The organism is Acrocarpospora sp. B8E8 (assembly GCF_039871605.1).
Lineage (GTDB): Bacteria > Actinomycetota > Actinomycetes > Streptosporangiales > Streptosporangiaceae > Acrocarpospora > Acrocarpospora macrocephala.
The window spans coordinates 67,848-94,629 of record NZ_JBDPLV010000010.1 but is presented as its reverse complement, the minus strand read 5'-3'; the positions used below and the strand labels follow the sequence as shown (position 1 = coordinate 94,629).

Here is a 26,782-nt window from a genome sequence, read left to right as displayed (position 1 = left end):
TTGAGGCATGGAACTTCTCGACAACCTCGCGCTGGGCTTCTCGACCGCCCTCCTGCTCCAGAATGTCCTCTACTGCTTCGTGGGAGTGCTGCTCGGGACGGCGGTCGGCGTGCTGCCCGGCATCGGGCCGACGGCGACGGTGGCGATGCTGCTGCCGATCACGTTCAACTTCGAGCCGGTGACGGCGCTGATCATGCTGGCCGGCATCTATTACGGCGCACAGTACGGCGGCTCGACGACCGCCATCCTGATCAACCTGCCCGGTGAGTCGTCGGCGGCGGTCACCGCGCTGGACGGACACGAGATGGCCCGGCAGGGCCGGGCCGGCGCGGCCTGGCCGCCGCCGCGGTCGGGTCCTTCATCGCGGGTACGGTGGCCACCGTCGTCCTGGCCGTCGCGGCCCCACCGTTGGCCCGCGTCGCGTTGCAGTTCGGGCCGGCCGAATACTTCTCGCTGGTGGTGCTCGGTCTGGTCGTGTCGATCGCGCTGGCGCGTGGCACGGCGCTCAAGGCACTGGCGATGATCGCGCTCGGCGTCCTGTTCGGCGCGGTCGGCCAGGACATCTACACCGGTACGCCCCGGTTCGTGTTCGACCAGCGCGAGCTGTACGGCGGCATCGACTTCGTGTCGGTCGCCGTCGGCATGTTCGGGGTGGCCGAGATCCTGCGACCCGAGGTCGCTGTTCCAGCTACCTCTTCTGCGTTCCATCCCGTTCCATCTGGACTCGCCTCCACCTGGACACGCTCGGCGAACGCGAGGCGACCTAGCTGCACAGACCTAGGGTGGCGATATGGGGACTTTCACGCCAGGTGAGACCTTGTTGATCACTGATGGTGGTTTGGCGACTGAGCTTGAGGCGCGTGGGCATGATCTTTCGGACCCGTTGTGGTCGGCGCGGTTGCTGGTAGACGCACCCGAGGAGATCAAAGCGGCTCACCTGACGTTTTTTGGCGCGGGTGCCGTGATCGCCACGACGGCGAGTTATCAAGCTTCGTTCGATGGGTTCGCGGCGCGGGGGATCGGGCGGAAGGACGCTGTGCGGTTGATACGACGGAGTGTCGAGTTGGCGCAGGCTGCTCGTGCCGAGATGGCCGGTGACGGGCGGGAGCGGTGGGTGGCGGCTTCTGTCGGGCCTTATGGGGCGGCTTTGGCGGATGGGTCGGAGTATCGGGGGCGCTACGGGCTGAGCGTGGCCGAGTTGGTGGCGTGGCACCAACCCCGGGTGGAGGTGTTGGTCGATGCGAAGCCGGACGTGCTGGCGTTGGAAACGGTGCCGGACATCGATGAGGCGGAGGCGCTGATGACGGTGGTTTCCAGGATGGGAGTGCCGGCGTGGTTGACGTACAGCGTTGATGGGGATCGCACTCGTGCCGGGCAACCCATGGCCCAGGCGTTCGCGGTCGCCAGGGATGTGCCGGAGGTCGTGGCTGTGGGCGTCAACTGCTGTGCGCCGTCCGATGTGCCGCAGGCCATCGCCGTCGCGCGCGAGATCACCGGAAAACCGGTGATCGTCTATCCGAACAGCGGCGAGGGTTGGGACGCGCAGCGGAAGACGTGGGCAGGAGCATCGCGCTACTCCGCCGAGCAAGCCCGGCACTGGGTGGCCGCCGGAGCGCGGATCGTGGGCGGATGCTGCCGGGTGAGTCCCGCCGATATCGCGGAAATCGCTATCCAATACACCCGCCCCTGAACCCGGCCGAGAAAGCGCAGCGCCCGTTCGGTCGCCGAGCCCGACTCCGCCGCACACGCTGTCCGTCCGGGCTGGTCACGCTCCAGGAACAGCTCGTTGCCGAGGGGAGTCCAGGGTTCATGTCGTTTCGCGAGCGACTGGGCCTTGCGCAACGATTCATGGTCCTTTACGCTCCCGGTCAAATTAGGAAACCTTCCTAACGATCCGTCCTTTACCTCTCGTCAGGAGCGCCAATGTTACGTGCGGAGCACCCACCGCCCCCCACGCAAGACCGCCCCAGACGCCGCCGCTCGCTTGTGGCGGCCGCTGTAACAGTGCTCACGTTCGCCGTACCATCCATGATCGCGACCCCAGCGACCGCCGCTCGCGCGCTGGGCGTCAGCGCCGCGATCACCGCGCCCGTCCAGCTCATCTCCAGAGGAAAGCCCGCCACGGCCTCGTCGATCGAGGGCGCGGGATTCGAGGCAGGCTTGGCGGTGGATGGGAACACCGCCAGCCGTTGGGCTTCGGCTGAGGGTATAGACCCGCAGTGGATTCGGATCGACCTGGGCGGCTCGTACTCGATTTCCCGGGTGCGGTTGAACTGGGAGGTGGCCTACGGTTCGGCGTACCGGATCGAGGTCTCCCCCAACGGCAGCAGCTGGACCAGCGTCTATTCCACCGGCTCGGCCGACGGCGCCGTCGACGACCAGACCGTCTCGGGGACCGGCCGCTATGTGCGGGTGTACGGCACCGCGCGGGGCACCGAGTGGGGCTACTCCCTGTGGGAGTTCGACGTCTACGGCACTCCAGCCGGGGGTGGCGATGACACCACTGCCCCCAGCGTGCCCGGCAACCTGCGCTCGACGGGCACGACCTCCAGCAGCGTGTCGCTCGCCTGGAACGCCGCCACCGACAACGTCGGCGTCACCGGCTACGAGGTCTACCGGGGCGGCACCCAGGTGGCCACGGTCACCGGCACCAGCCACACCGACACCGGCCTGACCGCCGCCACGTCCTACACGTACACCGTCCGTGCCCGTGACGCCGCCGGCAATCGTTCGGGGGCCAGCACCGCGGTCACCGTACAGACCGGAAGTGGCGGCGGAAGCACCCCGGCCGCGGCCAACGGGCAGCTCCGGGTGTGTGGCACCAAGCTGTGCAACGAGGCCGGCAAGCAGATCCAGCTGCGCGGCATGAGTAGCCACGGCATCCAGTGGTACGACCAGTGTCTCAACAACGCCTCGCTTGACGCCCTGGCCAATGACTGGAAGGCCGACATCCTCCGGATCTCGATGTACATCCAGGAAGGCGGCTACGAGACCAACCCCCGGGCGTTCACCGACCGGGTTCACCAGTTGATCGAGATGGCCACCGCGCGCGGCATGTACGCCCTGGTGGACTGGCACATGCTCACCCCCGGCGACCCGAACTACAACCTCAGCCGGGCCAGGACGTTCTTCACCGAGATCGCCCAGCGGCACAACGCCAAGAAGAACGTGCTCTACGAGATCGCCAACGAGCCGAACGGCGACTCCGTCACCTGGTCCGTCATCCGCAACTACGCCAACCAGCTCGTCCCGGTGATCCGCCAGTACGACCCCGACGCCCCGATCCTGGTCGGCACTCCCGCCTGGTCCTCGCTCGGCGTCTCCGGTCCCGGCGACCAGACCGACACCATCCGCAGCAACCCGGTCAGCGGGACGAACATCATGTACACCTTCCACTTCTACGCGGCCTCGCACGGCACCGCGTACCTGAACGCGCTGTCCCGCGCGGCCGACCTCCTGCCCATGTTCGTGAGCGAGTTCGGCACCCAGACTGCCTCCGGCGACGGCGCCAACAACCTCACCAGGTCCCAGCAGTACATCGATCTGATGGCCCAGAAGAAGATCAGCTGGGTGAGCTGGAACTACTCCGACGACTTCCGCACCGGCGCGGCCTTCACCACCGGCACCTGCCCGAACGGCCCCTACGCGGGGACGAGCAGGTTGAAGGAGGCCGGCGTCTGGGTCCGCGACCGGATCCGCACCGCCGACGACTTCTGATCAAGAAGTCCCACGGAACGCGCGAGGGCGCCTCTCGGCGGATGCGCCCTCGCGCGAACTACCCGGATTTCTTGATCGGCACTTGACCGAATGGTCGCAGAGGTTAGCTTCCTGCGCTGTTAGCGTGCTGATGACTTTGATCCAAATGGTTCGGAGTCCAAGAATAAGCTATTTCGGGGGAATCCAGGGGAATGAGCAGGCATTTCATTAGCACCCGTTTGATGGGACTGATAGGAGCAATCGCGCTCGGGGCGGGGGTGCTGACCTCAACGCCCGCCCACGCGGACACGTGCGCCGCGAGCACGGCGTGCAGCACCACGACCACGTTCGACGTGACTGCGGGCGTGCTGGACATCACCGTGCCCGATACAGCCGACCTCGCCAACGACGCAGCGCCAGGCGAAAACGCCTACGGACAGCTGGGGGCGATCACGGTGAACGACGAGCGCGCGTCGGCCACTCCCGCCTGGACGGCTAGCGTGGACATGACCGGGACGACGGGCTTTACGACCGCCGGCGGCGACGGCGCGGGCGAGGTCATTCCCGAGACCAGCGTGTACTACTTCTCAGGTAATGCCACGGCCACGACCGGCGACGGAACCTTCACAGCCGGCCAGCCGGGTACGTTCACCGAACCACCTACCACCCCGCAGGGGCAGACGCTGGCTGCCTCGCGCACCGCATACGGCCACACAGGTGGCACCGGCAACAACTCCGCGACCTGGAACCCGTACATCACGGCAGCACTGGCCCTCAGCAACGTGTCGGGCCAGTACACCGGCACGATCGCCCACACAGTGGTGTAGCCACGTGACACTGCGTTCCAAGCTGCTCACCTCCATTGGGGTCCTTTGTCTTCTGCTGCATGGAGCGTTGGGCGTCTCGGCGCTCGCAGAAGGTGGCTCGGGTACTTCGTATCCGAGCCACCGGGAGCCCGACGGCAGCATCGGCATCAAGTTGCTCGAAGCCTCATCTAATCGTAAGAACGACCCTCGCGCTTACCTCTATATCGTCGACCACATCAACCCCGGCACGAGGGTCTCCCGGCGATTCGAGATCAAGAATACCTCCAGCAGATCCCAGCGCATCAAGCTTTACCCAGGCGCAGCGGAGATTCGCCACAACACGTTCGTGCCGGCGGCAAATCGCAATGCCAACGAGCTGGGTTCGTGGATATCTATCGACCGCTCCGAGCTTATCGCGCCGCCAAACAGCCGTATCCAACTGAACGCGAAGATCAGCATCCCGAAATCCGCATCCGAAGGAGAACGGTACGGCGCCATCTGGGCCGAGGTGGCCTCCCCCTCCGTTAAGCCAGGGTCTGCCGGAAATATTCAGTTGATCAACCGGGTAGGAATAAGGGTCTATCTCGACATCGGGCCAGGCGGTGATCCACCATCGGACTTCCGCATCGAGCAACTGACACCCGGCCGTACCGAGGTCGGCATGCCAGTGGTGAAGGCAACGGTCAACAACACGGGGGAACGTGCCCTCGACCTGGGCGGACAGATGTGGTTGTCCGACGGGCCGGGTGGGCTCAATGCCGGACCATTCCGCGCGCAGGTAGGTACGACGCTTGCACCCGGCTACAGCGCGCCCGTCATGGTCATGCTCGACGACCGGTTGCCTGACGGTCCATGGCAGGTCAAACTCATGCTGGAAAGCGGCCGGGTCCACCACACGGTCACCGGCACGCTCACCTTTCCAGAGAAGCCTGCGACCTGGGGCCTGCCAGCCCTCCTAGACTCGTTCCTACCGCGGGCTCTCGTCATCATCGGGTCGCTGGTGGCGGTCGCCCTCCTGGTCCTCGCCGTACGTCGCTCGCGCCGCTGGCGCCGCATGGCCCAATAATCCGATGCCAACGGCCTGGAGTTTCTTCACCGAGACAGGGGTGCACACGACGACGCCGCCACGAGAGCTTCGGAACCATGGCGCCGTACTTCGATTGGCAGAACAGGAAGAGCGAGCGACAATGATCGACAACACTGTTTGATCTTAAGATGGTGGGCATGCGCGACCGGTGACGGGGCAGATGTCCAATCCGTATTCCCGTGTCTGGCGGAGTGAGTCCTTCAGGCTTGTTCGATGAGTGACCGAGCAGACTGGTCACATATCCGACGGGCGATGACCACGATTGTCACCTCTGCCGCACCGGCTTTGAGGACGGTGGAGGCAGCCGATTGGGCGTGGCCTCCCTGAACCCGAGTGTCCTCCAGGACGACCATGTGGTGCCCTTCTTCGGTGACGCGCTGGACGAGCTCCCGCTGGTCCCTCTCCGAGGGCGCACGGTGTAGTGCCGCGACCAGCGCGGCACGTTCCCTGCTGTCCCAACGAGCCAGGTGGCCAGACTAGTACCAGGTCGCCGACCGCACAGCTATCCCTCGATATCGAACGTGCATACTAATCGCGATGAAACTGTTGGTGATCTCTGAGAGCGTGTGGTGTGGCGGCCGAGGTAGTACTGCGACATCAGACGGCGTACGCCGAAGGGCGTCACCGCAGCATGGCCGGGGTGACCGCCGGGTTCACGGTTCGGGGACGTGATCGAGAACTCGGCAGACCTCGACCCGGTCCGGTGTTATGAGCAGGGCCGGATCCTCACCCGGAGGAAGCGGCGTGGTGTGGACCGTCCGGGAGCCGGCTTCCAGCGTCTCCATGGACGTGGCCAGGGCAACCATGCGGATCGACCTGGCGTTCGGCTGCCAGAGGAGGAGTCCGCGAATGAATCCCTCGGCTGTCGCGCCTGCCGGCTTCAACCGCTTCTCGTGGTCACGCATACCGGCCTCGAAGCGGGCGGCACTCACGGGCCCTTCGAAGACAGCGACGGACGCGGCGTGGGCTGCCTGCTCGGCCGCCGGGCCGTACCAGTCGTCGAGCACCTCGTAGACCTCATCGGCACTGCCGACGCTCTCCTCGGAGAGGGTAATCGTGATCTGTCGCCCGTCCCCGACATGCTGGAGCAGGTAGCGCTCCGCGGGCGCGGATGGGGCGGTGTCGTGGAACGTTGCGTACATGCGGGTCATCTCCATAAGGCGATCCTCGCCGGGACAGGGCGGACTCACCTCGGTACTGGTACGGAGGTCAGCCACGTATCCCGGCGCGCAAGGCCCAGGCGGTCAGCTGGGTACGGTTGGCCAGCCCGAGCTTGCCGAGGACATGGCTGACGTGGGTCTCGACGGTGCGCTCCGACACGACGAGCCGCTCGGCGATCTCTCGGTTGGCCAGCCCGGCCGCGACCAGTGCGGTGATCTCTCGCTCCCGCTTGGTGAGCGCAGCCGGGCCGCCGCGGACTCCGGCGAGCTCGTCAGCCAGCCGAGCGGCCGTCCTTGCCGCTGGTGCCATGCGCAGGCGGCGGGCGGTGAGCGCCGCCTGCTCGGCGAGATCCAGAGCGCGTGTACGGTCCCCGGTCGCGCCGCGGGCGAGCAGCGTCTGCGCGTGCGCGAGCTGGGCCAGCGCCAGGTGCGGCAGCGCGGCGATGCGGCGTTCCATCGTCGCCGCGGTAGCGAGGTGCCGGTCGGCGTCGTCAAGCCGGTCGGTCGCGGCGGCGAGGATGCCGAGAGTACGGGCAATCGCGCCATTACAGGCGGCGGCCTGATTGTCGTAATACCCGCCGTACGGCAGGAGCAGCCGATAACACAACGCGGCCGTGTCCCGATCGCCCAGGGCGGCCGCGAGCTCCCCGGTGGAGGTGACGATCGTCGTCCAGCGCTGGTTGATCGGCAGTGCGCCGATGCTCGGCCAGTTCACGGCGTCGGCCGACAAATGCGCCGCACACGCCCGCAGTCTCCCAACCCACCGACCCGCACGCCACAGTCCAGGGGGCAGCCATTGTCAGCTAGGGCAAGGTCTCGTACGGGATGCCTCATTGTGGGCGGGTGACCGGGACCACGGTGAGGAGGTGGTCGAGGCCCTTGAAGTCCTTCGGGTTGCAGGTGTAGAGGGGTAGCCGGTTGGCGATGGCCACGCAGGCGATCATCAGGTCCGCTGTTCGGGGGCGAGGTTTGCGGCCCGAAGCGATGACAGCGGTCCACAACTGGCCGTACTCGCGGGCGGCGGTGTCGTCGAAGGGCAGGGGATCGAACTCGGCCTCAACGGTCTGCAGGATCTTCATCCGCTGGGCGAGTTCCTGTGGTCCGCTCGTCACCAGCACGCCGACGGAAAGTTCTGCCGTGGTGATGGCGCTGATCATCATCTCGTCAGGCAGTTCGTCAGGGTCGATGCCCGCGCGCAGGATGAGGATGTTGGTATCGAGCAATCCTTGCGTGTGGGTCATTCGTCGTCCTGCGCGAACTCACCTCTGCCGTAGGCGCGGTCGTAAGGATCGTAGAGATCGTCGTTGACGTGGTGATCCATGTCTTCGCGATACTTCCTGTCGTCCAGACGAGGCATACCTCGGGAAACGGCCGCGAACTCTGCCCGAGTGACAGCCCGGCGCCGACGACGGATGGGCACCAGGTCGCCGATGTGGTGCCCATTGCGGGTTACGGCGTATCGCTCTCCCCGTTCCAAGCCGTCCATGATCTCGGCTGACCGGTTGCGAAGGTCGCGCTGGGAGATCTGGTGCGAGGGGTCGGGTTCGGGAGTACTCACTCCTCAAGTTTACAGCGGATGTGCCATCAAGTGCCACGTGGTAGCACAAGATGCGCGGTCAGAATGTGTACGCGGGATAGAAGGCCAGCATCCACACGCCGAACGCGATCTTCAGGAGGCTGTCCGACAGGAAGAACGCCCTGATAGGTGCCTTGGTGAAGAGGCCGATGGTGGCGTTGATCGCGGTCAGGATGCCCAGTGCGGCGATCAGTGGGCCGTGGGCCAGGCCCATGATCACGAAGTGCAGGCCTACCACGAGCATGATGCTCAGGGTTAGGCGTCGCTCGTCGCTGTCGCCGATCTTCTTGACCAGGTAGACGATCACGGCTGCCTCGAACGCGACGGCGACCACGAGGGCGGCGATGTTGAGAACGGAGGGGGCGCCGAGTGAGGGCAGGAGTGCGCTCAGTCCTGAGCCGGTGAAGCCGACGATGAACCCGCCGGCGGCCAGGGGAATCCACCGGCGCGGAAGAACAGCCCGAGGAAGAAGCCGAGCCCTACGCAGATGAGAAAGATGCCACCGCCCCGAATCAGCGGGAAAGGATGGGTCAGGGCGGCTAACGATGCGGTCATGGCCTCGTCTCTCGGCGGAGTGAGGCGACATTATTGCCTACTGGGCATGTTTTGGACAAATCGCCACTTATCGACCAGCGTCACCCCCGTCTCGGGGTGGTCGATCAAAAAAGGGTTGGGGGTTCGGCTGGCATTGGGTCGGGGAGTGGGTCGAGGGCAGGTAGCCGGGTGCGTACGTCGTCGTGAAAGCGGCGGGCGAGTATCAAGGCATCCGCGTTGTCGGGCGTGTGGATGAACACGGTCGGCGAGCGCCCTTCGCGGAGCCACGTGATAACAGTGTCGACCCAGGGCTGCCAGCCCTCGACTGTGCGGGCTGTGGAATCACGGCCGAGATAACGGACGATGGGGCGGTCGGTAAGCGCCCGCATGCGGCGAGCCACGCGAGGCTTCCTCATCCAGGCTTCACGTTCGGCATTAGTGGTCGGCGGACTCTCGAACAGAGTCGTCGTATCGAAAGGAATCCACTCCGCGTTGGCGTTGACAAGCACCTTTTCGAGAAGCTGCGCGGACCGCGGGTCATCGAAGAAAGCACGATGGCGGACCTCGACGGCATAGCGCTGTGAGCGCGGAAGACGGTGCAGGAAAGCCGCCAGCGTGCCAAGGTCGGCAGGCCCGAACGACCCCGGAAGCTGCACCCAGAGCGCGTGCATCCGCGGACCGAGCGGCTCGATCGCGTCCAGAAACGAGCCGAGGTCCTCGTCGGTATCGGCGAGCCGCCGCTCATGCGTGATCACCTTGGGCAGCTTGACCACGAAACGAAACTCCGGAGCGGTCTGCTGGGACCACGACTCCACGGTGCTCCTCGCGGGCGTCGCATAGAAGGTCGTGTTGCCCTCAACCGCATCGCACCAGGTCGCGTACGCCTTCAGCCGCTCCTTGGGCGAAAGCGGATGAGGCAGGAAGCGCCCCTGCCAAGGCGCGTGAGTCCACATCGCGCATCCCACATGAAGCCGCATGGCCCCGACGCTACCCAAGGGGGCGTCGCAGGTGGCTGGTGACGACACCCGGGCGGGTGCTGTGTAGCGTCGAAAGGGTGACCGTAGAGGAATGGGCCGAGCATCGGCCGGCGGTGTTCGGCGTGGCGTACCGGCTGCTCGGGACGGTCAGTGACGCCGAGGATGTCGAGCAGGATGTGTGGTTGCGCGCCGCCGCGGCCGATCTGTCCGACGTGCGTGACCTGCGGGCCTGGCTCGTCACCGTGGCCGCGCGGCGTGCGTACGACATCCTCAGATCGGCGCGGGTGCGCCGCGAGACCTACGTCGGGCCCTGGCTGCCGGCGCCGCTGCTGACCGGTCCGGACGCCGCCGAGCCCGTGCTCGTCGATGACTTGGTGAACACCGCGATGCTGCTGGTCATGGAGGAGTTGCGCCCGCAGGAGCGGGTGGCGCTGGTGCTGCACGACGTCTTCGAGGTGCCGTACGCGCGGATTGCCGAGGTGCTCGGCACGACGATCGCGGCGAGCCGTCAACTCGCCTCCCGCGCGCGGCGGCGCGTCACCGCGGTCAAGGAGCGTCCGCGGGCCGGCCGCGCGGAGCACGAGCGGGTGGTCAAGGCATTCCGCTCCGCGTACCTCGGCGGTGATCTGAAAGGACTGGTCGAGCTCCTCCATCCCGACGCCGTGTACCTTACGGACGGCGGCGGCCAGGTCTCTGCGGCCCGCAAGCCCATCATCGGCGGCGAGCGGATCGCGGCCGTGCTGGTCCGGCTCCGGCGCCGCAACCCGCTCGCCGTCGCGGCCATCTTGGAGGTCGGCGGCGAACCAGCGGTTCTCATCCGCCGGGCCGGGTTGCTCGTTGTGGATACGTTCGATATCGCCGGCGACGGCCAGATCCGCACGATCCACCGGATGCTCAACCCCGACAAGCTCGCCCACATCGACGGTGCCGTCACGCCGACGGCGGCCGTCTCGTCTCCCTGACGACCGATAAGGAAACCGATAGAGAGAAGGGAAGACGCCATGTCGCGCATCAACGTTTCCGAGACCGCGCCGGACTTCTACCGAGCACTGGTCCACACCGAGGGCGTGATCCGCAAGGGACCGCTGGACCCCACCGTGCGCGAGCTGGTCAAAATCCGGGCGTCGCAGCTGAACGGCTGTGTGTTCTGCATCGACATGCATTCCCACGAGGCGCTGGACCTGGGTGAGACGCAGGACCGGATCTTCCAGCTCTCCGCTTGGCGCGAGTCCGAACTCTACACAGCGGCCGAACGCGCCGCGCTCGCGTACGCCGAGGCGGCGACGGAACAGCCGAGCGGCGTGACCGACGAGGTCTGGGACGAGGTCACCGCCCACTTCAAGCCGGAGGAGGCCGCTCACCTGGTCGCCCAGGTCGCGACCATCAACGCATGGAACCGCATCGGCGCACCGACGCACATGCTGCCCCCCAAGCGCTCCTGATCGCTCCCGGAGACGCCACCGGGCGCTGAGCCCCCCGGCATAAGGCGGGAGCCCCGCGGATAGTTGCCGTCTGGCTCCCGCCTCGCCCTGGTCATCTCGGCGATGGCCCGTGCGGACACCTTGCCATGCCGTTCCGCCGCGACTTCGCTGGCCAGAACGCATGCTATGAAGGCGGTTTGACCCATCCCACATGAAGCCGCATGACCTCGACGTTACCGAAGCCGAGGGATAGCCCCGGGGTCGCCGCCCACCGGACCCTCCATTATGGATATGGCGTGAAATTCACGGGCGAGTGGGTGACAATATCATCACTCTCGGTTCATGACAGGCTAAGGACGCCAATGGCCCACGTGCAGCTTCCTGAACTGCCGGAACACACTCTCAGCTTTGTTGTCGACGGCCGGGTGCGTGCTCCGTCCGGACCGGAGGCGGCGGAAGAAGAAGAGCCGGAGGATGAGGCGCCCGAACTGGCGGGCCGGGTTGTTCTCGGCGGGCCGGTGGCCTTTCCGATGACGGCCGAACGCTATCCCGATGTCGCCGCCTACATCGAGCAGGAGGCCGCTCACCATCGCTATCACGAGGTCCATCTGTCGGTCACCTTCGTAGAGAAGCAGGACGGGCCGCCGTTGCATTCGGTCACCCTTCGGGTGAATCTCGCGGCGAAGGCTCCGGCGGACCAGCCGATCGCGTGGTCGATGGCGCCCGCCAGGATCGACGATCCGAGCCAGCGGGACGTCCAGTTCGAGATCAAGCCGCAGCTCAAGGTGGCCGGAATCGAGGCCTCGATCGGCATGCTGGGCGGGAATCTGCCCGGTTCACGCACCCCGTTCCTGCGAGCGACGCGGGAACTGCGGTCCGATCCCCGGTGGGAGCTCAAGCGGACCAAGAATCTGCCCTTGGCCGGGACGCAACGCGTGGTGCTGGTCGTCCGGGCCGACGCCGGGGCGGTGGCCACAATGGCCGTGGAGGTCACGGCGGCCACCAGGTCATCGATCTTGCGGCGATATCGGGCGCTGCCCACTCCGCTGCGGCTCGCGGCCGATCTCTGATGAGCGACGCGCTTTCCGACGCCGAGGTGGCGGCATTCGCCGCCGCCTATCCGACGGTACGAGCCGAGAAACTCCTGTGGACCGCGAGATTTCCCGACTCGGTGATTCCAAGCACCGTATTGAACGCCGGTGACTTCTGGAGCGAAGTATCCCGCGTGCTGGCCAACGGCGCGTTTCCGGGAGGGCGGCGGCGTCTACTCGCGATCGCGCACCGCAGTTTCCCGGCTAACGCCGCGTTCGCCGCCGGGCGGGTTCGGCGAGTTCTGCTGGTCGGGGCCAGTCCCGATGAGGAGGACGCGCTGCGGGCCGACCGTGAGCTCAGGGAGATCCGCAAGGCGGCTCGGCTGGGTCATCTGGAGGTGGCCTCGGTGCTCGCGGCGCAGGTGTCCGATTTGCGAGCCGTACTAGCGGAGCGGCCGGACATTCTGCATTTGTCCGTGCATGGGGATGGGACATACCTGTATTTCGAGTCGGCGCTCGGGGACGGGCAACCCGTCGCGGCCCGCGACGTGGTGACCACGCTGGCGCGTTATCGCGACGCCGACCAGGTCAGGCTGACCGGGCTGATCCTCCAGTCGTGCGAGAGCGAGTCGGTCGCCGCGGAGTTCCTGGACGTCGCCGAGGTCGTCGTCGCGCATCGGGGCCGGATCGACGACGCCTGCGCCGCCCTGTTCGCCGGACGGTTGTACGAGGAGTTGCGGGACACCCCGTCCCTGCCCTCAGCAGTACGGAATGCGAGCGCGGACGACGAGCCGAGCTGCGACTTCCGCGACAACGTGATCGTCCTCGTGGGGCGGGCCTGACGTGGAACCCGAGTGGCGTCCGGCGGTGCTGACCGCGCCTCTGCCTGGGGGGCGGGTCCGGTGTGGACTCTGTCCGTACAACTGCGGGCTTGACGAGGGCCAGACCGGGCCCTGCCAAGTGCGCAGAAATCGGGACGGGGTGCTGGAGACGGCCACGTTCACGGCGGCGGTCGCCCACGTCGACGCGATCGAACGCAAGCCGTTCTACCATCTGCGGCCCGGCGCGCGTGTGCTCACGGTGGCCAGTCCCGGGTGCACGTTCTCCTGTGGATACTGCATCAACCACCGGCTCTCCCAGTACGGCCGGGAAGCTACGGCGCCATGGCTCGGATCCGCGGCGGTCCCCGCCGAACTCGCGGCCCAGGCTCGGGCGGCCGACGCCATGCTGGGCCTGTCCTACACCGAACCGGGCCTCGCGCCCGAGCTGACCTTGGCGCTGGCGGAACAAGGCCTGCCGATCGTGTGGAAGACCAACGGCTTCCTTACCCCGGCGGCGATCGACCTGGTGGCCCCGGTGCTGCTCGGCGTCAACATCGACGTGAAAGCGGCCGATACCCGCTCGCACCGGGATCTCACAGGCGCCCCACTCCGACCAGTTCTGGACGCGATCGAACGTTTCCTCGCCGCCGGTGTCTGGGTTGAGGTCTGTACGCCCCTGATCCCCGGAGTGTCCGCCTCACCCGAACAACTCGACACCATCGCCCACCGGCTGGCCGCGATCTCCCCCGACCTGCCCTGGCATCTCCTGCGCTTCACGCCGGACTTCAAAATGCTGCTGGACCCACCCACCCCACCCGCCATGCTCGAATCCGCCCGGAAGATCGGGCACCAGGCTGGCCTCCGGTTCGTCTACGTAGAACGGGCACTAGGCGCGCCAGGCCGACGAACGGAATGCCCGGCTTGCGCGACCACGCTGGTCGAACGCGGAATCTGGGCGACCCACGAAGTCCACCTCCGCGGCGACAAATGCCCCAACTGCGGCGCCCACATCCCCGGTCGCTGGGAGGTTCGCCCATGACCGACCCACGCCTCCGCGCCTGGGCCACCGCCCACGCCCGCTCGGCGGGCCGCTCGGGCATGCACCAGTCCGCCGGTACGGCAGGCGCCATCGAACTCGTCGACCAGGAAACCTGGCTCCCCCGCGACACCGCGATCCGCGCCCTGGACTGGACGTTCCTCGAGGACGGCCGCCCGGCGCTCGCGTGCTCCGACGGTGCCTCGGTGTACGTGCTGGACGGGGAGACCGGCGCGATCATGTCAGGCTGGGGGACACCCACCGCGGTCGTCCGATGGTGGCGGCGGAAAAAGCCGGACGCCGACTATCTCATGATCGCTAACGGCGACCTGGCGTTGCTCTTCCACCCGCACGGCGATTCCCCGGAGCGGCCCGAGATCCGCGCGGCCCCCCTCGGCACGGCCATTCAGACCGTCGCCGCCTCCTCGGAGAATTCCCTGTTCGCGGCCGCCGGGCTGAGCAAGGAAGTGGTCCTGTTCCGCCTGAGCCGGTCCCATGGGCTGACCCGGGACTCCACCCTGCTCGGGCATCGCGACTGGGTCGTCGACCTGGCCTGGTGCCGTGATCTCCTGGCCAGCGCGAGCGCGGACGGCACCGCCAAGGTGTGGAACGGCAAGACCGGCCGGCTCCTCCAGACGCTCGACCACCGCGGCTGGGTGTCGCACGTGGCCTTCGCGGAACTCCCCGACGGCACCATGCTCCTGGCGACCGCCGCCCAGGACGGAAAGGTACGCGTCTGGAACCCCCTCACCGGCGAATTGATCCACACGCTGACCGGCCACATGATGGAGGTCTCCTGCGTCGCGTGGACGGTGCTCCCCAACGGCCGGGCGCTGCTGGCATCGAGTGGTTACGACCAGATCGTCCGGGTGTGGGACGGCCAGACCGGCGCCCGCCTGACCGAGGGCCCCCCGCTCGGCGACATCCTCCACGCCGTCATCTGGGGACCCACCCGCGACGGCAGGCTCAGACTGGTGGCCGGCGGCGCGGCCGGCGGCCTCGACGTCTTCACGCTGAACATCGACACCTCGACGGCTGACCCGCGCAAGGCCAAAGCGGCCAAGAAGGTCAAGCCAATCGAGTCGCTCACCGCCGACCTTGCCCCGCTGCCCGCCGAAGTGGACCCGAACCTCAGATCCTGGCCCCTGCCCGGCGATCTGATCGCCACCACGCTCAAGAACCACACGATACGCGTGGTCAACCGAACCGGCGAGTGGGTGATGGATCTTGAAGGCCACGAGGGATTGGTTCTGTCGGTAGAGGGATATCTCGACGCCGCTGGGCGACTTCTGGTCGGAAGCGCGGCGCATGACGGAGCGCACGTGTGGAAGGTCAGCCCTCGCTCTGGAGGGATTGAGGCGGTACCCAGCCGGTTGCCCCTTATGTCGGGGAGCGCGGTGGTTGACGGTAGGCAAGCATGGGACGTCACCGATGCCAGTCGGGTGGCCATTGCATCGCCATCATTCGGCCAGATGCGTAGTGTGGCCTGGGGGACGCGTCCAGATGGTGAGGCCATTTTCGCCGCAGTGGGTACTGCGGGCGTTGTACTCTCCACGCTCGACCGGCAATCACCCTGGCTTATGCATGAAATGGGGGCTAGTTCGGTCTCTTGGGCCAACCTCCCCGACGGACAGCTTCGGTTGGCCGTCGCGGTTCCCCGCGTGGGCATCGAGATCCGCGACTGGATGAACGAAACCATCGCAACGCTGCACCACACTCCCTCGCCGAACGCGGTCGCATGGGCGGTGCTTCCAGATGGAGATCTGCGTCTGGCGAGTTGCGGTGTCGACGGCGAGGTCAATATCTGGGATGCCGACAACGACCAGGTCACGCACTTGTCCAAGCACAGCAAGGCCGCCAATGCGGTCGCGTGGGCTGCGCTTCCCGATGGCAGGCTGCTGCTCGCGAGCGGCGGCAGTGACTCCGTCGTCCTCGTCCACAACGGACATACCGGAAAAGTGCTGACCCAGGTGACCGGATATGGCGGGCCGGTCATCTCGCTCAGCTGGGAGATCCGCCCGGACGGCACCATCGAGCTGTGGACCAGATCATCCAGCGGCACCGACCGCTTCGAGGTCAAGATCACCCCACCGCTCCCACCGGTTGAGCCGGTAAAGCCAGCACCCCCTCCGCCGATCGAGCGTGTCCTTCCCGGGTCGATCGCAGCGGGACTGCTCAAACTGGGCGAAGGAGCCCTGTGGCCCGCGCTCGGATTGGTCGCTGATCTGATCAGCCTCACCGCCCCCGCGATCGGCTCGCTGCACGATCCCCAGCTCAAAGCCTTCGAGCAGCACCCGGGCATCGTCCGGCTCCGCGCCCTCGCCTGGCCGGAAGCGGCCCGCACCGCATTCGCCGCCCTGCTCCTGGCCCCCCTCGACCACAGCCCGATCTTCACCCCGCCGACCGACGGATCGGACGAGATCGAGACAGCCCTCGCCTACGCCCTCACCACCGACCCCATCCGCGCCGTCGCCACCGGCTTCGACCTGGACCAGCTGAGCCGCGCCGCCTACGGAATCACCGAACAGACGATCACCCTCCTGTCGCTGATCGGGTCACAGACCGCCATGGACGACCCGCTGCTCCCCCTCCGGATGAACCACCACGTCCCGCACCTCCCAACCCTCACCGAACGCCAACTCCGCCTGCTCGCCGACCAAAGCCACACCCCTGACCGGCGGTTACGCCGCTCCGGTGGTGGAACGCTCCGGCACACCCCCGGTACAGCGGGCATCATCCGCCATGGCCAGCCGACCCACCTCCTCCACACCGACCTGGCCCTCCCGGTCGACCTGTTCAACCTCCGCAGCCTGCAAAGCCAACTGCTCTACCGCCGCCACACCACCCCCCAACCCCCGGTCCCCCGCCCGCTGACCCTCATCCTCGACACCACCCCTCCCACGTACGGCCCAGCAGAACAAGCCCTGCGCCTGGCCGCCCACGCCCTCACGGTGGCCTCCTGGGCGTACGGACTGGAACCCATCCTGATCACCCTGACCGACCCCGACCAGCCGATGCCCCTCGCAGGAATCGAGCAACTCCTGCGAATGTGGACGAGCAGAACTCTCGAAGCCCCGCATCCCGCCCTGGAGAAGGCCCTCGACACCGCCTCGGCGACCGCCAGAACGACAGTGGCCCTGCTGCACCAGCACGCACCACGCCGCGGCCACACCGCCAGCTCGTCCGTCCCTTTCGTCACCACCCGGCACCCGGCCGAGCCGGTGGGGCCGCGCGCCGGAAACGCGTACCACCACGAACTGTCGCCCAGTCCGGGCGGCGCCGATCTCACCGCGCTCATCAACGCGCTCCTGCTCCCCGGAACGGCCCGCCAAGCCTCCACCCGACCACGCCCGTGAGGAGTCAGCCCGATGGCCGACCACAGGTTCGTCGCCTCCCTGCCCGACTTGATCGACCCCGCCGAATATGACGCCCACCCGGACGGCGGCCTGATCCGGCTACGGATCACCGTCACGGACACGGGCGTGGAGGTGCTCGGCGACGGGATGCGCCCCGAGCAGATCGAAGCGGTGCTCGACGCCCTCAACGGCCCGGACGAGGAAGGCCCCGAGATGGAGCAGATGCTGTGCGGCTAGATGACGCCCTCGCGGGTCCTGAAGGCATTGTGCCGGTAGATGACGCCCTCACCGGTGCGAGGAGGAAAGCCCCGTGCGATTAGAGGAGGAGTTGACGCGCGGCATCGAGGCCGGTCTCGCGCCGGCGCCGAGCGAACCGGAGACGCGCGAGGGCCGGGCGGTGACCGTGCCGTCGCACTGGTGGTTCAACCTGGTCTGCCGCACGTGCGGGCATACGTTCCGGCGCGGCGACGCGGTCCTGGTCGACTTGGTGGCCCGTATGGTGCGGCATCTCGAACCGGGACTGGACTGCGCGGGTGGACCCGGCGCCGAGCCGTCCGCCACAGTCGCTGAATTCGCCGCCGGCCTACAGGACGGCTGGCCCGCGTCCGTCCCTTTGATACGGCTGGCGAAGGACGACTGGCGGGTGCCACGCCCGGGACAGCGCCAGGCCGCCCCGCGCTGCCGCTACTGCGCCCACACGTTCCGCCCAGGCGAGCACGTCGTGGTGTGCCCGTGCCGGGTCGGTGATCCCTCCTGCGGCGCGGCCGTGCACCGCGACCCGGCGCGCGGCCTGTCCTGCTGGGAACGCTGGCAACCGGACGGCGTGGTCGCCATCTGCCCGGTCGCCAAGACCAAGGTGACCGACCATGGCTGATAGCCACCCCAACCCGGCGTCCACGGTGATCGACCCCGGACGGGAGTCCACAGCGACCGGAATGGCTGGCCGGGAGTCCGCGTACGATCGGCAGCGGCTTATCCCCGGCTGGGATCAGGACCGGCTGGCCGCTGCGACGGTGGTGGTCGCCGGGGTGGGCGCTGTCGGCAATGAGATCGCCAAGAACCTCGCGCTCGCGGGTGTCGGCCGGTTGATTCTGTGCGACCCGGACACCGTGTCCGTCACCAATCTGAGCCGTACCGTCCTGTTCACCCCCGATGACCTGCACGGCGCGAAGGCCGAGGCAGCGGCCGAGAGCCTGCGCCGACTGGTCCCCACGCTCCAGGTGGAGCCCCGGATCGCGCCCTTGATCAGTGGCGTCGGTCTCGGCGAGCTGGCGGACGCGACCCTGGTGGTCGGCGCCGTGGACACCATCAGGGCGCGCATGCAGCTGCTCGGCCGCTGCGCGCTGGTCGGCGCCGCGCTCATCGACTCGGGCACCCAGCCCTGGGGCGGCGAGGTCCGCTTCCGCCCGCCCCAGCCGGACGAGCCGTGTTACGCCTGCACCCTGACCGAACACCAGCGCAGCCACAGCGACCTGCCCTGGAGCTGTCTCGAACCACGTGACACCGGCCCGGAGCCCGCCAGCATCGCGGCCGCGGCACTGGTCGGAGCCTGGGCCACCACCGCCGCGCTGGAGTTCCTGATGGGCCGCCCCCCAGCCTGGCGGCTCCTCTCCGTCGAGTTGAGCGGGCGCACCGGCCCGGTACAAATCCGCCGCGACCCCTCCTGCCCGTACCACCATCCATGGACAGATCCCCCGTCGCCGCTGGAGTCGAGCGCCGAGACAACCGTGGCCGAACTCCTCACCGAGTTCGCCCCAGAAGACGAGCCCGAAACATGGACCGACTTCCCGCTTCCCCTGTTCTGCCGAGTGTGCGGCCTTTATCCTCAACTGGCAGATCGGCACGACGGAGTCACCGACCGTGACCACGTCCGGCTGTGCGCGCGGTGCGGCGCGCTGCTGCGGTCCGTCACCAGCGTGCGCCTGCGGGACGCCGTACCTGACCTCCGGCTGCGGGAGTTGGGCGTCGCACCAGAGGAGATCCTGCCCGTCCGCGGAGCACAGGGAGAGCGCCGATGTGTGCGTTTGAGTCGCGGCTAGGCCGCGAGGAGGAGCCCGACGGACCGGACGCCGTCGAGGACATCCAGATGTCCCGGGCCGATCGGGCGGAATTCCACGGCGTGCTGGCCAACATCTACTCCACGGTCGCCCGCGCCGACCTGATCTTGGACGCCATCGAATTCCCGCCGCTGCGCCGGCCCTCGTTCGCCGACACCGCGGAAAGCGCCTGGAACGACATCTTCCGCGAGATCAACAACGGCATCGTGCAGGCCGGCTACCGGGGGCTGCTGGAGCATGCGCTGCGCGTCTACGGCAACAATCCGCACCTGCAACGATTGCGCGACCGCTACCTGCGTCCGTCACCCCGGCCAGCGCCCGCGCCGGAACCTGAGGAACGCGAGGAGCCCGCGCGGGCGGCACCGCCGGAGACCTGCCACGTGATCTTCCGAGCCGACAACGAGAACGACCGGGCCGCGGCGCGCGACCTGCTGGAGGCCGCCGGACTGGCCCCGGCCGAGGTCTGGTCGACCCCGTCCGCGGTGTCCTTCCGGGTCGGCTCCGCCGACTCCACGATGATCCGCCGGATCCTCGACCACACCGACTTCGGCTGGACGGTGGTGCCACCCGGCATCCCCGACTACCTGCTCAGACAGCTGTTCATCGAAGGCCCGGACGGGCGCCGGTTCCGGATCGTGGACGCCCCGGCGCAGCAGACGGTGGGGCATGTCGCCGCCGAGGTCGTCGGCGCGTACGGCCAGAACTTCCCGGGCGGGAAGCGGCCGACGGTGATCGACTACGTCAACCCGGACGGCTCGGGCCGGCGGTTGAACCCGGACGGAACCCTGCATGAGGAGGGCGTGCACGACGGCGACCACCTGCGGGTCGGGTTCCACGCCACCGCCGCCGCGGTGAACCCGGTGGACCGGGAGGACGCCCTGTTCCGGGTCAAGAACCAGGTGCTCGACTACGCGGCCGCCCACCCCGATTTCCGGGTGGAGGCGAATTCGCTGCTCGCGCCCACCGAATACCGGCTGGAGTTCGAGCAGCCCAGTTTCGGGCCGCCGGAGGTGCCGGGCGGCGAGCCGGTGGACATCGGCTTCCACGTGGTCGTGATCACGCTGGGGCCGGAGTTCCCGGTGGTCGCGCCCAAGGTGTTCTGGATGACGCCGTTCTTCCATCCGAACGTGTGGCCCAACTACGACAGCCCGCGGATGCGGGAGAACAAGTCCGCGGCCGGGCTGGTCTGCCTCGGCGCGCTGGACGAATCGTATGAATCCTCCCTGGACTTCGGCACCCTGTGCGCGATGCTGCGCGAGATCGCCGCGTACCGCAACTACAGCGTGTGGAAGGACGACGGCTCGGTGGACTTCTTCGACGGCGACGCGGCCCGATGGGCGGAGCTGGCGGGCGGCCCGCGCATCGCGCGGATCGGCGGCACCCCGTCGAACGCCAGGCTCCAGCAGAAGGGCAGCTACCTCAACGTGATCGAGTGGCTCGGGGCCGACGAAGCATGAGCTACGAGGTTGAGCTTTTCCGGGGCGGGGACCAGACGCCGGTGCGCCGGGTGCCGCTGGAACCCGTGCTGCGCCGGTTCTTCGAGAGCCAGCTCGACCAGGCGCTGAGCGGCGCAGTCATCCAGCTGCTCTTCCTGCCGGAGCCGGAACCAGGACCAGCGGTCTCGCTGGAGAACACCGGCGGCTTCTCCGTCGCCAACCTCCGCCCCAGGTACGGCCACGTACAGGTGCGGGTGCTCCTCAACGACGAACTGCTGTACCAGCATCCGCACCCGGTAAGTGAATTGCTGGGACGCGCGCTGCGAGACACACTCAGGGAGTTGGCACCCGACGAACGGCATTGGGGGTTCGGGTTGCACGGGCCGAACTTCGACCATGGACCGCTGGTGCGTCCGGTGCCCGAGATGGAGCACGGTGTGCACATCGAGGTCGGCGCGCACCGGGGCCGCATCTTCGACCTGGAGGAGTTACCCCCGCCGGACCCGCCGCTGAGCACTCTCGCCGAACTCGGCGCGGATGCCACGCCGAGTCCGGGCAAACCTATCGCGGTAGTCCTCGGCAAGAGCATGTACACCGCATTCACCGAAACCCACCCGTTCTCCACCGAAGTGGAGGAAGGCGGCTTCCTCGCCGGGCGTGTCTACCGGGACGCGGCGGCCCCCGGCCGGCACCTGATCGAGCTGACCGCGATGATCCCCGCGCAGCGCACCGGCGCCTCCATGCTGAGTTTCACCTTCACCGGCGAGAGCTTCCTGAGCGTCGGCGAGCTGCTGGCGGTGCGGCGGCAGGGCGAGGAGCTCGTCGGCTGGTATCACACCCATCTGTTCGCGGCCGGTCGCGGTCTCGGGCTGTCGTCGGTCGATGTACGGCTGCACCGGTCGACGTTCCAGCGTCCGTGGCAGGTGGCGGCGCTGGTCAACATCTCGCGGGGCGCCCGGGTGCTGCGGTTCTACTGCCGGGATGACGCCAGGGGGATGATGCTGGCGCCGTACTGGACGGTGCCCTGATGGGGGCGGTGGAGACGGCGCAGCGGGTGCTCGACTGGGTGGCCCGCCCGGCCGGAAACGTGCCCAACGGCACCTTGTGGAAGGCCGCGCGGCTGGCCGACCCGCCGCCGGACGTGGTCCGCAGGCTTGCGGAGATCACGTGGCGGAGTAACGCGGTGCGGGGGATGGGCAATCCGCCGTTCGGGGAGGCGGCGCGGGTCGGGCTCGGCGGGGTGCTGCTGGCGGCTGTGATCGGCGGTCGCGATCACCCGGAACCGGCGATGATGATCGCGAACTCGCTGGTACGGACGCGGTCGTGGCTGCCGGACGCGACGGCCCGGCACGCGGTGGTGCTGCCCGCGCTGCGCGGGGTTCCGGCGTGGGAGGGCGTCGAAGGACTGCCGGACATCCTGCTGCGCGCCTCACCCTTGACCGCCGTGCTGCACCATCCGCCGGGTGATCCGGATTCCTCGGAGTACCGCGCCGTGCAGGAACGCGTGGCCGAGCTGGTCGCGCGGCCACGTGGGCGGGCTGTCGTGGTGGGCACGATGGCCGAATGCGACTCGGATGTCCGGGTGCTCAGCTGGCGGGCGTACCTGCTCAACCAGTGGCTGCGCCACGGCGAGCTGGACCTCGTCCGGGACGTCTACGCCACGGCCTGGCTTCGGCACGGCAAGGCGTGGGCCAGGCAGATCGGCCAAGCACTGCGCTGGGAGGGCAAGCCGACCCCGGTGATGAAAGCCACCGGAGCCTACTGGGCGGCCGCCGAGCGAGTGGACCTCGGCAGAACACGACCGGTCGCGCGCGGCTACGACAGCGCACTCCGGCTGGTCCACCGCTACCGCACCTGGAGAGGGAGATGATGGCGCCCCGGCCGCACTTCCGGTTCGTGAGCGCGGATCCACAGCGGTTCGACGATCTCGTCATCATGCACTCCGACGACTGGACGCTCGGGCAGCTCCTGGCGGAGGTTCCCGCGTTCCTGCTCGAACCGGACTTCGATCCCGCCCATCTCGACGTCGGCCTGAGATCGCTGAAGCTCACCGTGACCGGCGATCCGGGTGGCCGTCCGCTCTACCTGCCGCCGGGTGTCGCGCTGACCTCGCTCACGCCCGCCGAGCCGCCCCCCGCCGAACTGATCGTGGAGACAGCGCCCGCACCCTTGCGGGAGTTCGCGGACGAGGGCCACCCCGAGCACCTGAGCGAGCGCGCCGCCGTGCTGATCGCCCACCAAGTGGAGATCGACCGCGCCGGCGCCTACCTCAAACGCGGCTTCTCCGTCCTCATCCAGTGCGAGAAACTCCTGGTCGAGCATCTCATCGACGAGATCGTGCACCAGTCCGACCGGGCCAGAACCGTGATCAAGGCGGAGCCGGACACCGACTCCACGCTCGGCCTGCCCCCCGCCGGCCGGCGCAGCGCCCAGCTGGCCGCGCTGGAGAAGGAGGTCAACGACGCCGACGAGGAGCGGATCGTCGTCGTCCCCCACCTCGACCTGCTCGCGGGTGGCAGCAACACGGCGATCAGCTCCGAGGCCCGCGAGCTCACCGACGTCCTCTACGAGAACAGCACCCGGGTGCTGCTCGCCTTCACCGACCCGTCCCTGGTGCTGCCCGAGGTCCTGGCCGACCGGTTCGCGGTCCGCCTCTCGCTCGACGTGCTGCCCCGCGAGGTCGCCACCGCCGGCGGCCGCCGGGTCCCCGTCGGCCAAGCCCTCGTACGGCGGGAGGAAGCCGAGCTGTTCCGCGACTTCGACCCGATCGCGCTCTACAAGAACATCGCCGGCATGAACGCGGTACGCCTCCGGCACGGCCTGCGCTTCGCCTACCACGAGCACCACCAGCGCCCCGAACCCACCTTCGCCGACCTGCTCCAGGAGCTGGCCCTGTTCAAGGCGCACACCTCGAACTCCTTCGAGGTCCCCAACGTGCCCTTCCGGAAGATCGGCGGCTACCAGCCGGTCAAGGACGAGCTGAACCGGGCGCTGTCCATCATCTCCGGCGCCGCCGCGGGCTTGGCCGACCTGCCCGAGGAGGTGCGCCAGGACCTGGTGCCGCGCGGCTTCATCTTCCACGGCCCGCCCGGCACCGGAAAGACGCTGTTCGCCAAGGCGGTGGCCAGCGAGCTGGACGCCACCATCCTGGTCGTGTCAGGACCCGAGGTCACCGACATGTACGTCGGCGAGAGCGAACGCAAAGTCCGCGAACTCTTCGCCGAAGCCCGCCGGAACGCCCCCTCGGTGCTGGTCTTCGATGAGTTCGACTCGATCGCGGCCAAACGCACCGGCCGGGACGACGGCGGCAGCCGCGCGGGCAACGCGGTGGTGGCGCAGCTGCTGACCGAACTGGATGGCTTCCGCCCGGAAGTACCCGTCCTCATCATCGGCACCACCAACCGGATCGACATCATCGACGACGCGCTGCTGCGGCCCAGCCGGTTCCGGGCCATCAAGATCGACCTGCCGGACGAGGAGGCCAGGGCGGCGATCGCCCGCGTGCACGCGGGCACGTTCCTGCGCGAGCAACCCGACGACGAGCTGTTCGCCGCGATCGCCCGGGCCACCGAGGGCATGAACGGCGACGAGATCCGCTCGATCTTCCGCGACGCCCGCGCCGACGAGCTGATCGGCGGCCCCGACGCCCGCCCCGACGCGCGACGGCTGGGCGAGCTGATCGGCGCCCTTCGCCGGGCGGCACAGCAGCGCGAGATCGACCAGCGGCGCCCCACGGGCCGGCCGGCCGAGGCCGCCTCCTACCTGCCGCTCACGCCGCGGCACCGCCCGATCCTGGCGGAACTGACGGTTCCCACATCGCGGGAGGATGAGTGAAACGTACGCCGGAAAAGCTTGGGAAGGCTTTCGCGGGGCGTCTCGATGATGTCAAGGATATGTTCGTCGACCGCGGCGACGTGGTGGACGTGCTCGCCCTCGGCGTGCTGAGCCGGGAGCATGTGCTGGTGGTGGGCCCGCCGGGCACCGCCAAGTCGCGGCTGCTGGAACGCTTCTGCCGGTTGCTGGAGACCAAGCCGTTCAGCTACCTGCTCACCCGGTTCACCGAACCGGCCGAGATCTTCGGCTCGATCGACGTGAAGGAGTTCCAGGACAACAGCGTCTACAAGATCAACACGGCGGGGATGTTGCCCGAGGCCAGGATCGCCCACCTGGACGAGGTGTTCCGGGGCAGCTCGGCCATCCTCAACACGCTGCTCAGCCTGATCAACGAACGGACCTTCCACACCGGCCAGACCGTGCTGCGTAGCCCGCTGATCTCGCTGGTCGGCTCGGCCAACGAGATCCCCAACGACCCCGAGCTGGAGGCCTTCAGCGACCGCTTCCTGCTGCGCTGCACCGTGCAGTACGTCGGCGACGACGACCTGGACGACGTCCTCACCCAGGGCTGGAAGGACGAGCAGAACCGCATCAAGGCGGACGTGTCTTCTGACGACGACCGCTGGGACCGGGAGCTGGTCCCGTTGCAGCCCGCGGAGCTCGCCGACCTGCAGCAGGCGGTCGGCAAGGTGGAGCTGGCGCCGGTGCGGGCCACGTACACCAAGATCCTCAGATCGTTGCGGGCGGAGGGGGTCACCTTTTCCGACCGGCGGGCGGTGAAGGCGCAGAAGGTGTTCGCGGCGTCGGCGCTGCTGCGCGGCCGGATGACGGCCGATGAGAGCGACCTCGCCCGGCTGGTGCACCTGTGGACGGATCTGTCGGATGAGAGCACCTTGCGCAGGATTGTGGCCGATCACGGCGTGCCTGTGGAGGCCCCCGGCAGCGGGGCCAGGGATCCGGTGCTCATCAAGATCGACCTGCGGAGCATCGCCCGGCTGCGGGAGCAGGCGACCACCGGTGCGGAGCTGCAGAAACTCGCGCAGGACAACAAGCGTCTGGCCCACGAGCTGCGGCAGCATCCGGGCGAGGCAGACCTGATCAAGGCGGTCGAGCAGGAACAGATCGCGCTGATCACCAAACTCCGGGAACTGGACCCGGAAAGGTGGCTGAGCTGATGTGCAACCCGCGCCGGATCCGTGTCCGCGCTACCCGGCTGCTGGCCGAGTCCTGGGATCACGAGGTACGCCGGTCGGTCGAACTCACCGACCAGGTCGTCGGCGAGGCCCGGGTTCGGGAGCGGCTGAGCCGGTCGGTCGGGCTGCCGACCCTGACCGCGCTGGCCCGCGTGCTGGGCCGTACCGAGGGCTGGGAGGAAGGCGAGGACGGCGTGTTCCGGCACCCGCTCGACGGGGGTGTGCTCTCCTATGATCCCGACTCCCGGGACCTGGAGATCGTGGCCCGGGTGAGTGACCGGGTGCGTGCCACCGGCGCGGCCAGGGCGACGGTCCGGGCCGAGATCAGGGACACCGTGGCCGCGACCGGCGTCGGCACCTACTACGACGACGAGTGGGGCGGCATCACCGAGGAGGACGCCACCAGGGAGGCCAACCGCGACGCCGAACTCGCCCTCGATGCGGCAGCAGAGACCGAACGAGCCAAGCAGCGGGAACAGGCTGAGAAGGCACACGGGGACGTCCTGGCCGGCCAGGCCCATCGCAACGCCCTCGACACGCTGGCCGTACTGCGCGGAGCCCGGGAACGTGAACTCGCCGACGAGGCGTCCCGGCTGCTCACCGACATCGGGGCCGACGCCCGCGCGCTGTTCCATCGCGCTCTGGCGGAGGCCTACCGCGACGCGATCCTGGCGTACGCGAGGACCCGCAGGGCCACCGGGATCAGCTCCACGGAGGGTCCCGACGGCGTCCTGGACATCGAATTCGAGCTGGAGGTCTGA

26 protein-coding genes and 1 pseudogene are annotated in these 26,782 nt (G+C 68.1%); 20 read left to right on the top strand and 7 right to left on the bottom strand.

The genetic code is table 11. The features are described 5' to 3' along the window. Window positions 1–69: 69 nt before the first annotated feature. Window positions 70–195, bottom strand: coding sequence for a hypothetical protein (locus ABGB08_RS11890; RefSeq protein ID WP_347589356.1), 126 nt, complete (start codon window positions 193–195; stop codon window positions 70–72). 132 nt (window positions 196–327) lie between these two features. Between ABGB08_RS11890 and ABGB08_RS11885 the strand changes: the two are divergent. The 5 genes and pseudogenes from ABGB08_RS11885 to ABGB08_RS11865 all read left to right on the top strand — a co-directional run. Continuing rightward, window positions 328–813 (top strand): annotated as a pseudogene (locus tag ABGB08_RS11885) (tripartite tricarboxylate transporter permease); the annotation flags it as partial. Then, window positions 791–1,690, top strand: a complete 900-nt coding sequence (gene mmuM / locus ABGB08_RS11880; RefSeq protein ID WP_347589354.1) for a homocysteine S-methyltransferase — start codon at window positions 791–793, stop codon at window positions 1,688–1,690. The pseudogene ABGB08_RS11885 and the gene mmuM, both read left to right, overlap by 23 nt. 338 nt (window positions 1,691–2,028) lie before the next feature. Further along, on the top strand, window positions 2,029–3,717 hold the full coding sequence (locus tag ABGB08_RS11875) for a cellulase family glycosylhydrolase (protein ID WP_347589352.1): 1,689 nt from the start codon (window positions 2,029–2,031) through the stop codon (window positions 3,715–3,717). Between the two features lie 221 nt (window positions 3,718–3,938). Next, window positions 3,939–4,523 carry a hypothetical protein gene (locus tag ABGB08_RS11870; protein ID WP_347589350.1) on the top strand — a complete coding sequence of 195 codons (585 nt, stop codon included), beginning with the start codon at window positions 3,939–3,941 and terminating at the stop codon, window positions 4,521–4,523. A 4-nt stretch (window positions 4,524–4,527) separates the two neighbouring features. Next, complete coding sequence (locus ABGB08_RS11865; RefSeq protein WP_347589348.1) at window positions 4,528–5,568, top strand: hypothetical protein; 1,041 nt, start codon at window positions 4,528–4,530, stop codon at window positions 5,566–5,568. 674 nt (window positions 5,569–6,242) lie between these two features. Here ABGB08_RS11865 and ABGB08_RS11860 read toward each other — a convergent pair. From ABGB08_RS11860 to ABGB08_RS11835, 6 genes are all read right to left on the bottom strand, one after another. Beyond that, complete coding sequence (locus ABGB08_RS11860; RefSeq protein WP_347589346.1) at window positions 6,243–6,731, bottom strand: hypothetical protein; 489 nt, start codon at window positions 6,729–6,731, stop codon at window positions 6,243–6,245. 67 nt (window positions 6,732–6,798) lie between these two features. Further along, complete coding sequence (locus tag ABGB08_RS11855) at window positions 6,799–7,464, bottom strand: response regulator transcription factor (protein WP_347589344.1); 666 nt, start codon at window positions 7,462–7,464, stop codon at window positions 6,799–6,801. A 115-nt stretch (window positions 7,465–7,579) separates the two neighbouring features. Further along, a complete protein-coding gene (locus ABGB08_RS11850; RefSeq protein WP_347589342.1) occupies window positions 7,580–7,990 on the bottom strand; it encodes a type II toxin-antitoxin system VapC family toxin in 411 nt (136 codons plus the stop codon). After that, window positions 7,987–8,307 carry a prevent-host-death protein gene (locus ABGB08_RS11845; RefSeq protein ID WP_347589340.1) on the bottom strand — a complete coding sequence of 107 codons (321 nt, stop codon included), beginning with the start codon at window positions 8,305–8,307 and terminating at the stop codon, window positions 7,987–7,989. Before ABGB08_RS11845 ends, ABGB08_RS11850 begins: the two co-directional genes overlap by 4 nt. Before the next feature lie 58 nt (window positions 8,308–8,365). Then, window positions 8,366–8,659, bottom strand: a complete 294-nt coding sequence (locus ABGB08_RS11840) for a DUF6609 family protein (RefSeq protein ID WP_347589338.1) — start codon at window positions 8,657–8,659, stop codon at window positions 8,366–8,368. A 325-nt stretch (window positions 8,660–8,984) separates the two neighbouring features. Further along, window positions 8,985–9,836 (bottom strand): DUF72 domain-containing protein, encoded by an 852-nt coding sequence (locus ABGB08_RS11835; protein ID WP_347589336.1) that lies wholly within the window; start codon window positions 9,834–9,836, stop codon window positions 8,985–8,987. 77 nt (window positions 9,837–9,913) lie between these two features. Here ABGB08_RS11835 and sigJ point away from each other — a divergent pair, with 77 nt between their 5' ends. The 15 genes from sigJ to ABGB08_RS11760 all read left to right on the top strand — a co-directional run bounded on the left by sigJ (window position 9,914) and on the right by ABGB08_RS11760 (window position 26,782). After that, a complete protein-coding gene (gene sigJ / locus ABGB08_RS11830) occupies window positions 9,914–10,798 on the top strand; it encodes an RNA polymerase sigma factor SigJ (protein WP_347589334.1) in 885 nt (294 codons plus the stop codon). Between the two features lie 39 nt (window positions 10,799–10,837). Further along, window positions 10,838–11,278 carry a carboxymuconolactone decarboxylase family protein gene (locus tag ABGB08_RS11825; RefSeq protein WP_347589332.1) on the top strand — a complete coding sequence of 147 codons (441 nt, stop codon included), beginning with the start codon at window positions 10,838–10,840 and terminating at the stop codon, window positions 11,276–11,278. Between the two features lie 341 nt (window positions 11,279–11,619). Then, window positions 11,620–12,327: a hypothetical protein gene (locus tag ABGB08_RS11820; protein ID WP_347589330.1), complete on the top strand. Its 708-nt coding sequence runs from the start codon at window positions 11,620–11,622 to the stop codon at window positions 12,325–12,327. Further along, complete coding sequence (locus ABGB08_RS11815; RefSeq protein WP_347589328.1) at window positions 12,327–13,130, top strand: effector-associated domain EAD1-containing protein; 804 nt, start codon at window positions 12,327–12,329, stop codon at window positions 13,128–13,130. Before ABGB08_RS11820 ends, ABGB08_RS11815 begins: the two co-directional genes overlap by 1 nt. 118 nt (window positions 13,131–13,248) lie before the next feature. Further along, window positions 13,249–14,148 carry a radical SAM protein gene (locus ABGB08_RS11810; RefSeq protein ID WP_347589326.1) on the top strand — a complete coding sequence of 300 codons (900 nt, stop codon included), beginning with the start codon at window positions 13,249–13,251 and terminating at the stop codon, window positions 14,146–14,148. Next, window positions 14,145–17,501, top strand: a complete 3,357-nt coding sequence (locus ABGB08_RS11805; RefSeq protein ID WP_347589324.1) for a WD40 repeat domain-containing protein — start codon at window positions 14,145–14,147, stop codon at window positions 17,499–17,501. Before ABGB08_RS11810 ends, ABGB08_RS11805 begins: the two co-directional genes overlap by 4 nt. 12 nt (window positions 17,502–17,513) lie before the next feature. Beyond that, window positions 17,514–17,738 carry a radical SAM-modified peptide, FtsH ternary system-associated gene (locus ABGB08_RS11800; protein WP_155353665.1) on the top strand — a complete coding sequence of 75 codons (225 nt, stop codon included), beginning with the start codon at window positions 17,514–17,516 and terminating at the stop codon, window positions 17,736–17,738. Between the two features lie 73 nt (window positions 17,739–17,811). Then, window positions 17,812–18,375: a hypothetical protein gene (locus tag ABGB08_RS11795; RefSeq protein WP_347589321.1), complete on the top strand. Its 564-nt coding sequence runs from the start codon at window positions 17,812–17,814 to the stop codon at window positions 18,373–18,375. Next, complete coding sequence (locus ABGB08_RS11790; protein ID WP_347589319.1) at window positions 18,368–19,540, top strand: ThiF family adenylyltransferase; 1,173 nt, start codon at window positions 18,368–18,370, stop codon at window positions 19,538–19,540. Before ABGB08_RS11795 ends, ABGB08_RS11790 begins: the two co-directional genes overlap by 8 nt. Beyond that, window positions 19,516–21,015, top strand: a complete 1,500-nt coding sequence (locus tag ABGB08_RS11785) for an effector-associated domain EAD1-containing protein (RefSeq protein ID WP_347589317.1) — start codon at window positions 19,516–19,518, stop codon at window positions 21,013–21,015. Before ABGB08_RS11790 ends, ABGB08_RS11785 begins: the two co-directional genes overlap by 25 nt. Next, on the top strand, window positions 21,012–22,022 hold the full coding sequence (locus tag ABGB08_RS11780; RefSeq protein WP_347589315.1) for a JAB N-terminal domain-containing protein: 1,011 nt from the start codon (window positions 21,012–21,014) through the stop codon (window positions 22,020–22,022). The genes ABGB08_RS11785 and ABGB08_RS11780 overlap by 4 nt, the downstream gene beginning before the upstream one ends. Further along, window positions 22,022–22,864, top strand: coding sequence for a hypothetical protein (locus ABGB08_RS11775; RefSeq protein WP_347589313.1), 843 nt, complete (start codon window positions 22,022–22,024; stop codon window positions 22,862–22,864). Before ABGB08_RS11780 ends, ABGB08_RS11775 begins: the two co-directional genes overlap by 1 nt. Then, complete coding sequence (locus ABGB08_RS11770) at window positions 22,861–24,828, top strand: ATP-binding protein (protein WP_347589311.1); 1,968 nt, start codon at window positions 22,861–22,863, stop codon at window positions 24,826–24,828. Before ABGB08_RS11775 ends, ABGB08_RS11770 begins: the two co-directional genes overlap by 4 nt. After that, window positions 24,825–26,003, top strand: a complete 1,179-nt coding sequence (locus ABGB08_RS11765; protein ID WP_347589309.1) for an AAA family ATPase — start codon at window positions 24,825–24,827, stop codon at window positions 26,001–26,003. Before ABGB08_RS11770 ends, ABGB08_RS11765 begins: the two co-directional genes overlap by 4 nt. Next, window positions 25,991–26,782 carry a hypothetical protein gene (locus ABGB08_RS11760; protein ID WP_347589307.1) on the top strand — a complete coding sequence of 264 codons (792 nt, stop codon included), beginning with the start codon at window positions 25,991–25,993 and terminating at the stop codon, window positions 26,780–26,782. Before ABGB08_RS11765 ends, ABGB08_RS11760 begins: the two co-directional genes overlap by 13 nt.

Excerpts from the sequence above, each read along its gene's own strand:
- ABGB08_RS11890 (WP_347589356.1), bottom strand. The coding sequence starts at position 195 with ATGATCAGCGCCGTCACCGGCTCGAAGTTGAACGTGATCGGCAGCAGC.
- mmuM (WP_347589354.1), top strand. The coding sequence starts at position 791 with ATGGGGACTTTCACGCCAGGTGAGACCTTGTTGATCACTGATGGTGGT.
- ABGB08_RS11875 (WP_347589352.1), top strand. The coding sequence starts at position 2,029 with ATGATCGCGACCCCAGCGACCGCCGCTCGCGCGCTGGGCGTCAGCGCC.
- ABGB08_RS11870 (WP_347589350.1), top strand. The coding sequence starts at position 3,939 with ATGGGACTGATAGGAGCAATCGCGCTCGGGGCGGGGGTGCTGACCTCA.
- ABGB08_RS11860 (WP_347589346.1), bottom strand. The coding sequence starts at position 6,731 with ATGTACGCAACGTTCCACGACACCGCCCCATCCGCGCCCGCGGAGCGC.
- ABGB08_RS11850 (WP_347589342.1), bottom strand. The coding sequence starts at position 7,990 with ATGACCCACACGCAAGGATTGCTCGATACCAACATCCTCATCCTGCGC.
- ABGB08_RS11835 (WP_347589336.1), bottom strand. The coding sequence starts at position 9,836 with ATGCGGCTTCATGTGGGATGCGCGATGTGGACTCACGCGCCTTGGCAG.
- ABGB08_RS11825 (WP_347589332.1), top strand. The coding sequence starts at position 10,838 with ATGTCGCGCATCAACGTTTCCGAGACCGCGCCGGACTTCTACCGAGCA.
- ABGB08_RS11820 (WP_347589330.1), top strand. The coding sequence starts at position 11,620 with ATGGCCCACGTGCAGCTTCCTGAACTGCCGGAACACACTCTCAGCTTT.
- ABGB08_RS11815 (WP_347589328.1), top strand. The coding sequence starts at position 12,327 with ATGAGCGACGCGCTTTCCGACGCCGAGGTGGCGGCATTCGCCGCCGCC.
- ABGB08_RS11805 (WP_347589324.1), top strand. The coding sequence starts at position 14,145 with ATGACCGACCCACGCCTCCGCGCCTGGGCCACCGCCCACGCCCGCTCG.
- ABGB08_RS11800 (WP_155353665.1), top strand. The coding sequence starts at position 17,514 with ATGGCCGACCACAGGTTCGTCGCCTCCCTGCCCGACTTGATCGACCCC.
- ABGB08_RS11790 (WP_347589319.1), top strand. The coding sequence starts at position 18,368 with ATGGCTGATAGCCACCCCAACCCGGCGTCCACGGTGATCGACCCCGGA.
- ABGB08_RS11785 (WP_347589317.1), top strand. The coding sequence starts at position 19,516 with ATGTGTGCGTTTGAGTCGCGGCTAGGCCGCGAGGAGGAGCCCGACGGA.
- ABGB08_RS11780 (WP_347589315.1), top strand. The coding sequence starts at position 21,012 with ATGAGCTACGAGGTTGAGCTTTTCCGGGGCGGGGACCAGACGCCGGTG.
- ABGB08_RS11775 (WP_347589313.1), top strand. The coding sequence starts at position 22,022 with ATGGGGGCGGTGGAGACGGCGCAGCGGGTGCTCGACTGGGTGGCCCGC.
- ABGB08_RS11770 (WP_347589311.1), top strand. The coding sequence starts at position 22,861 with ATGATGGCGCCCCGGCCGCACTTCCGGTTCGTGAGCGCGGATCCACAG.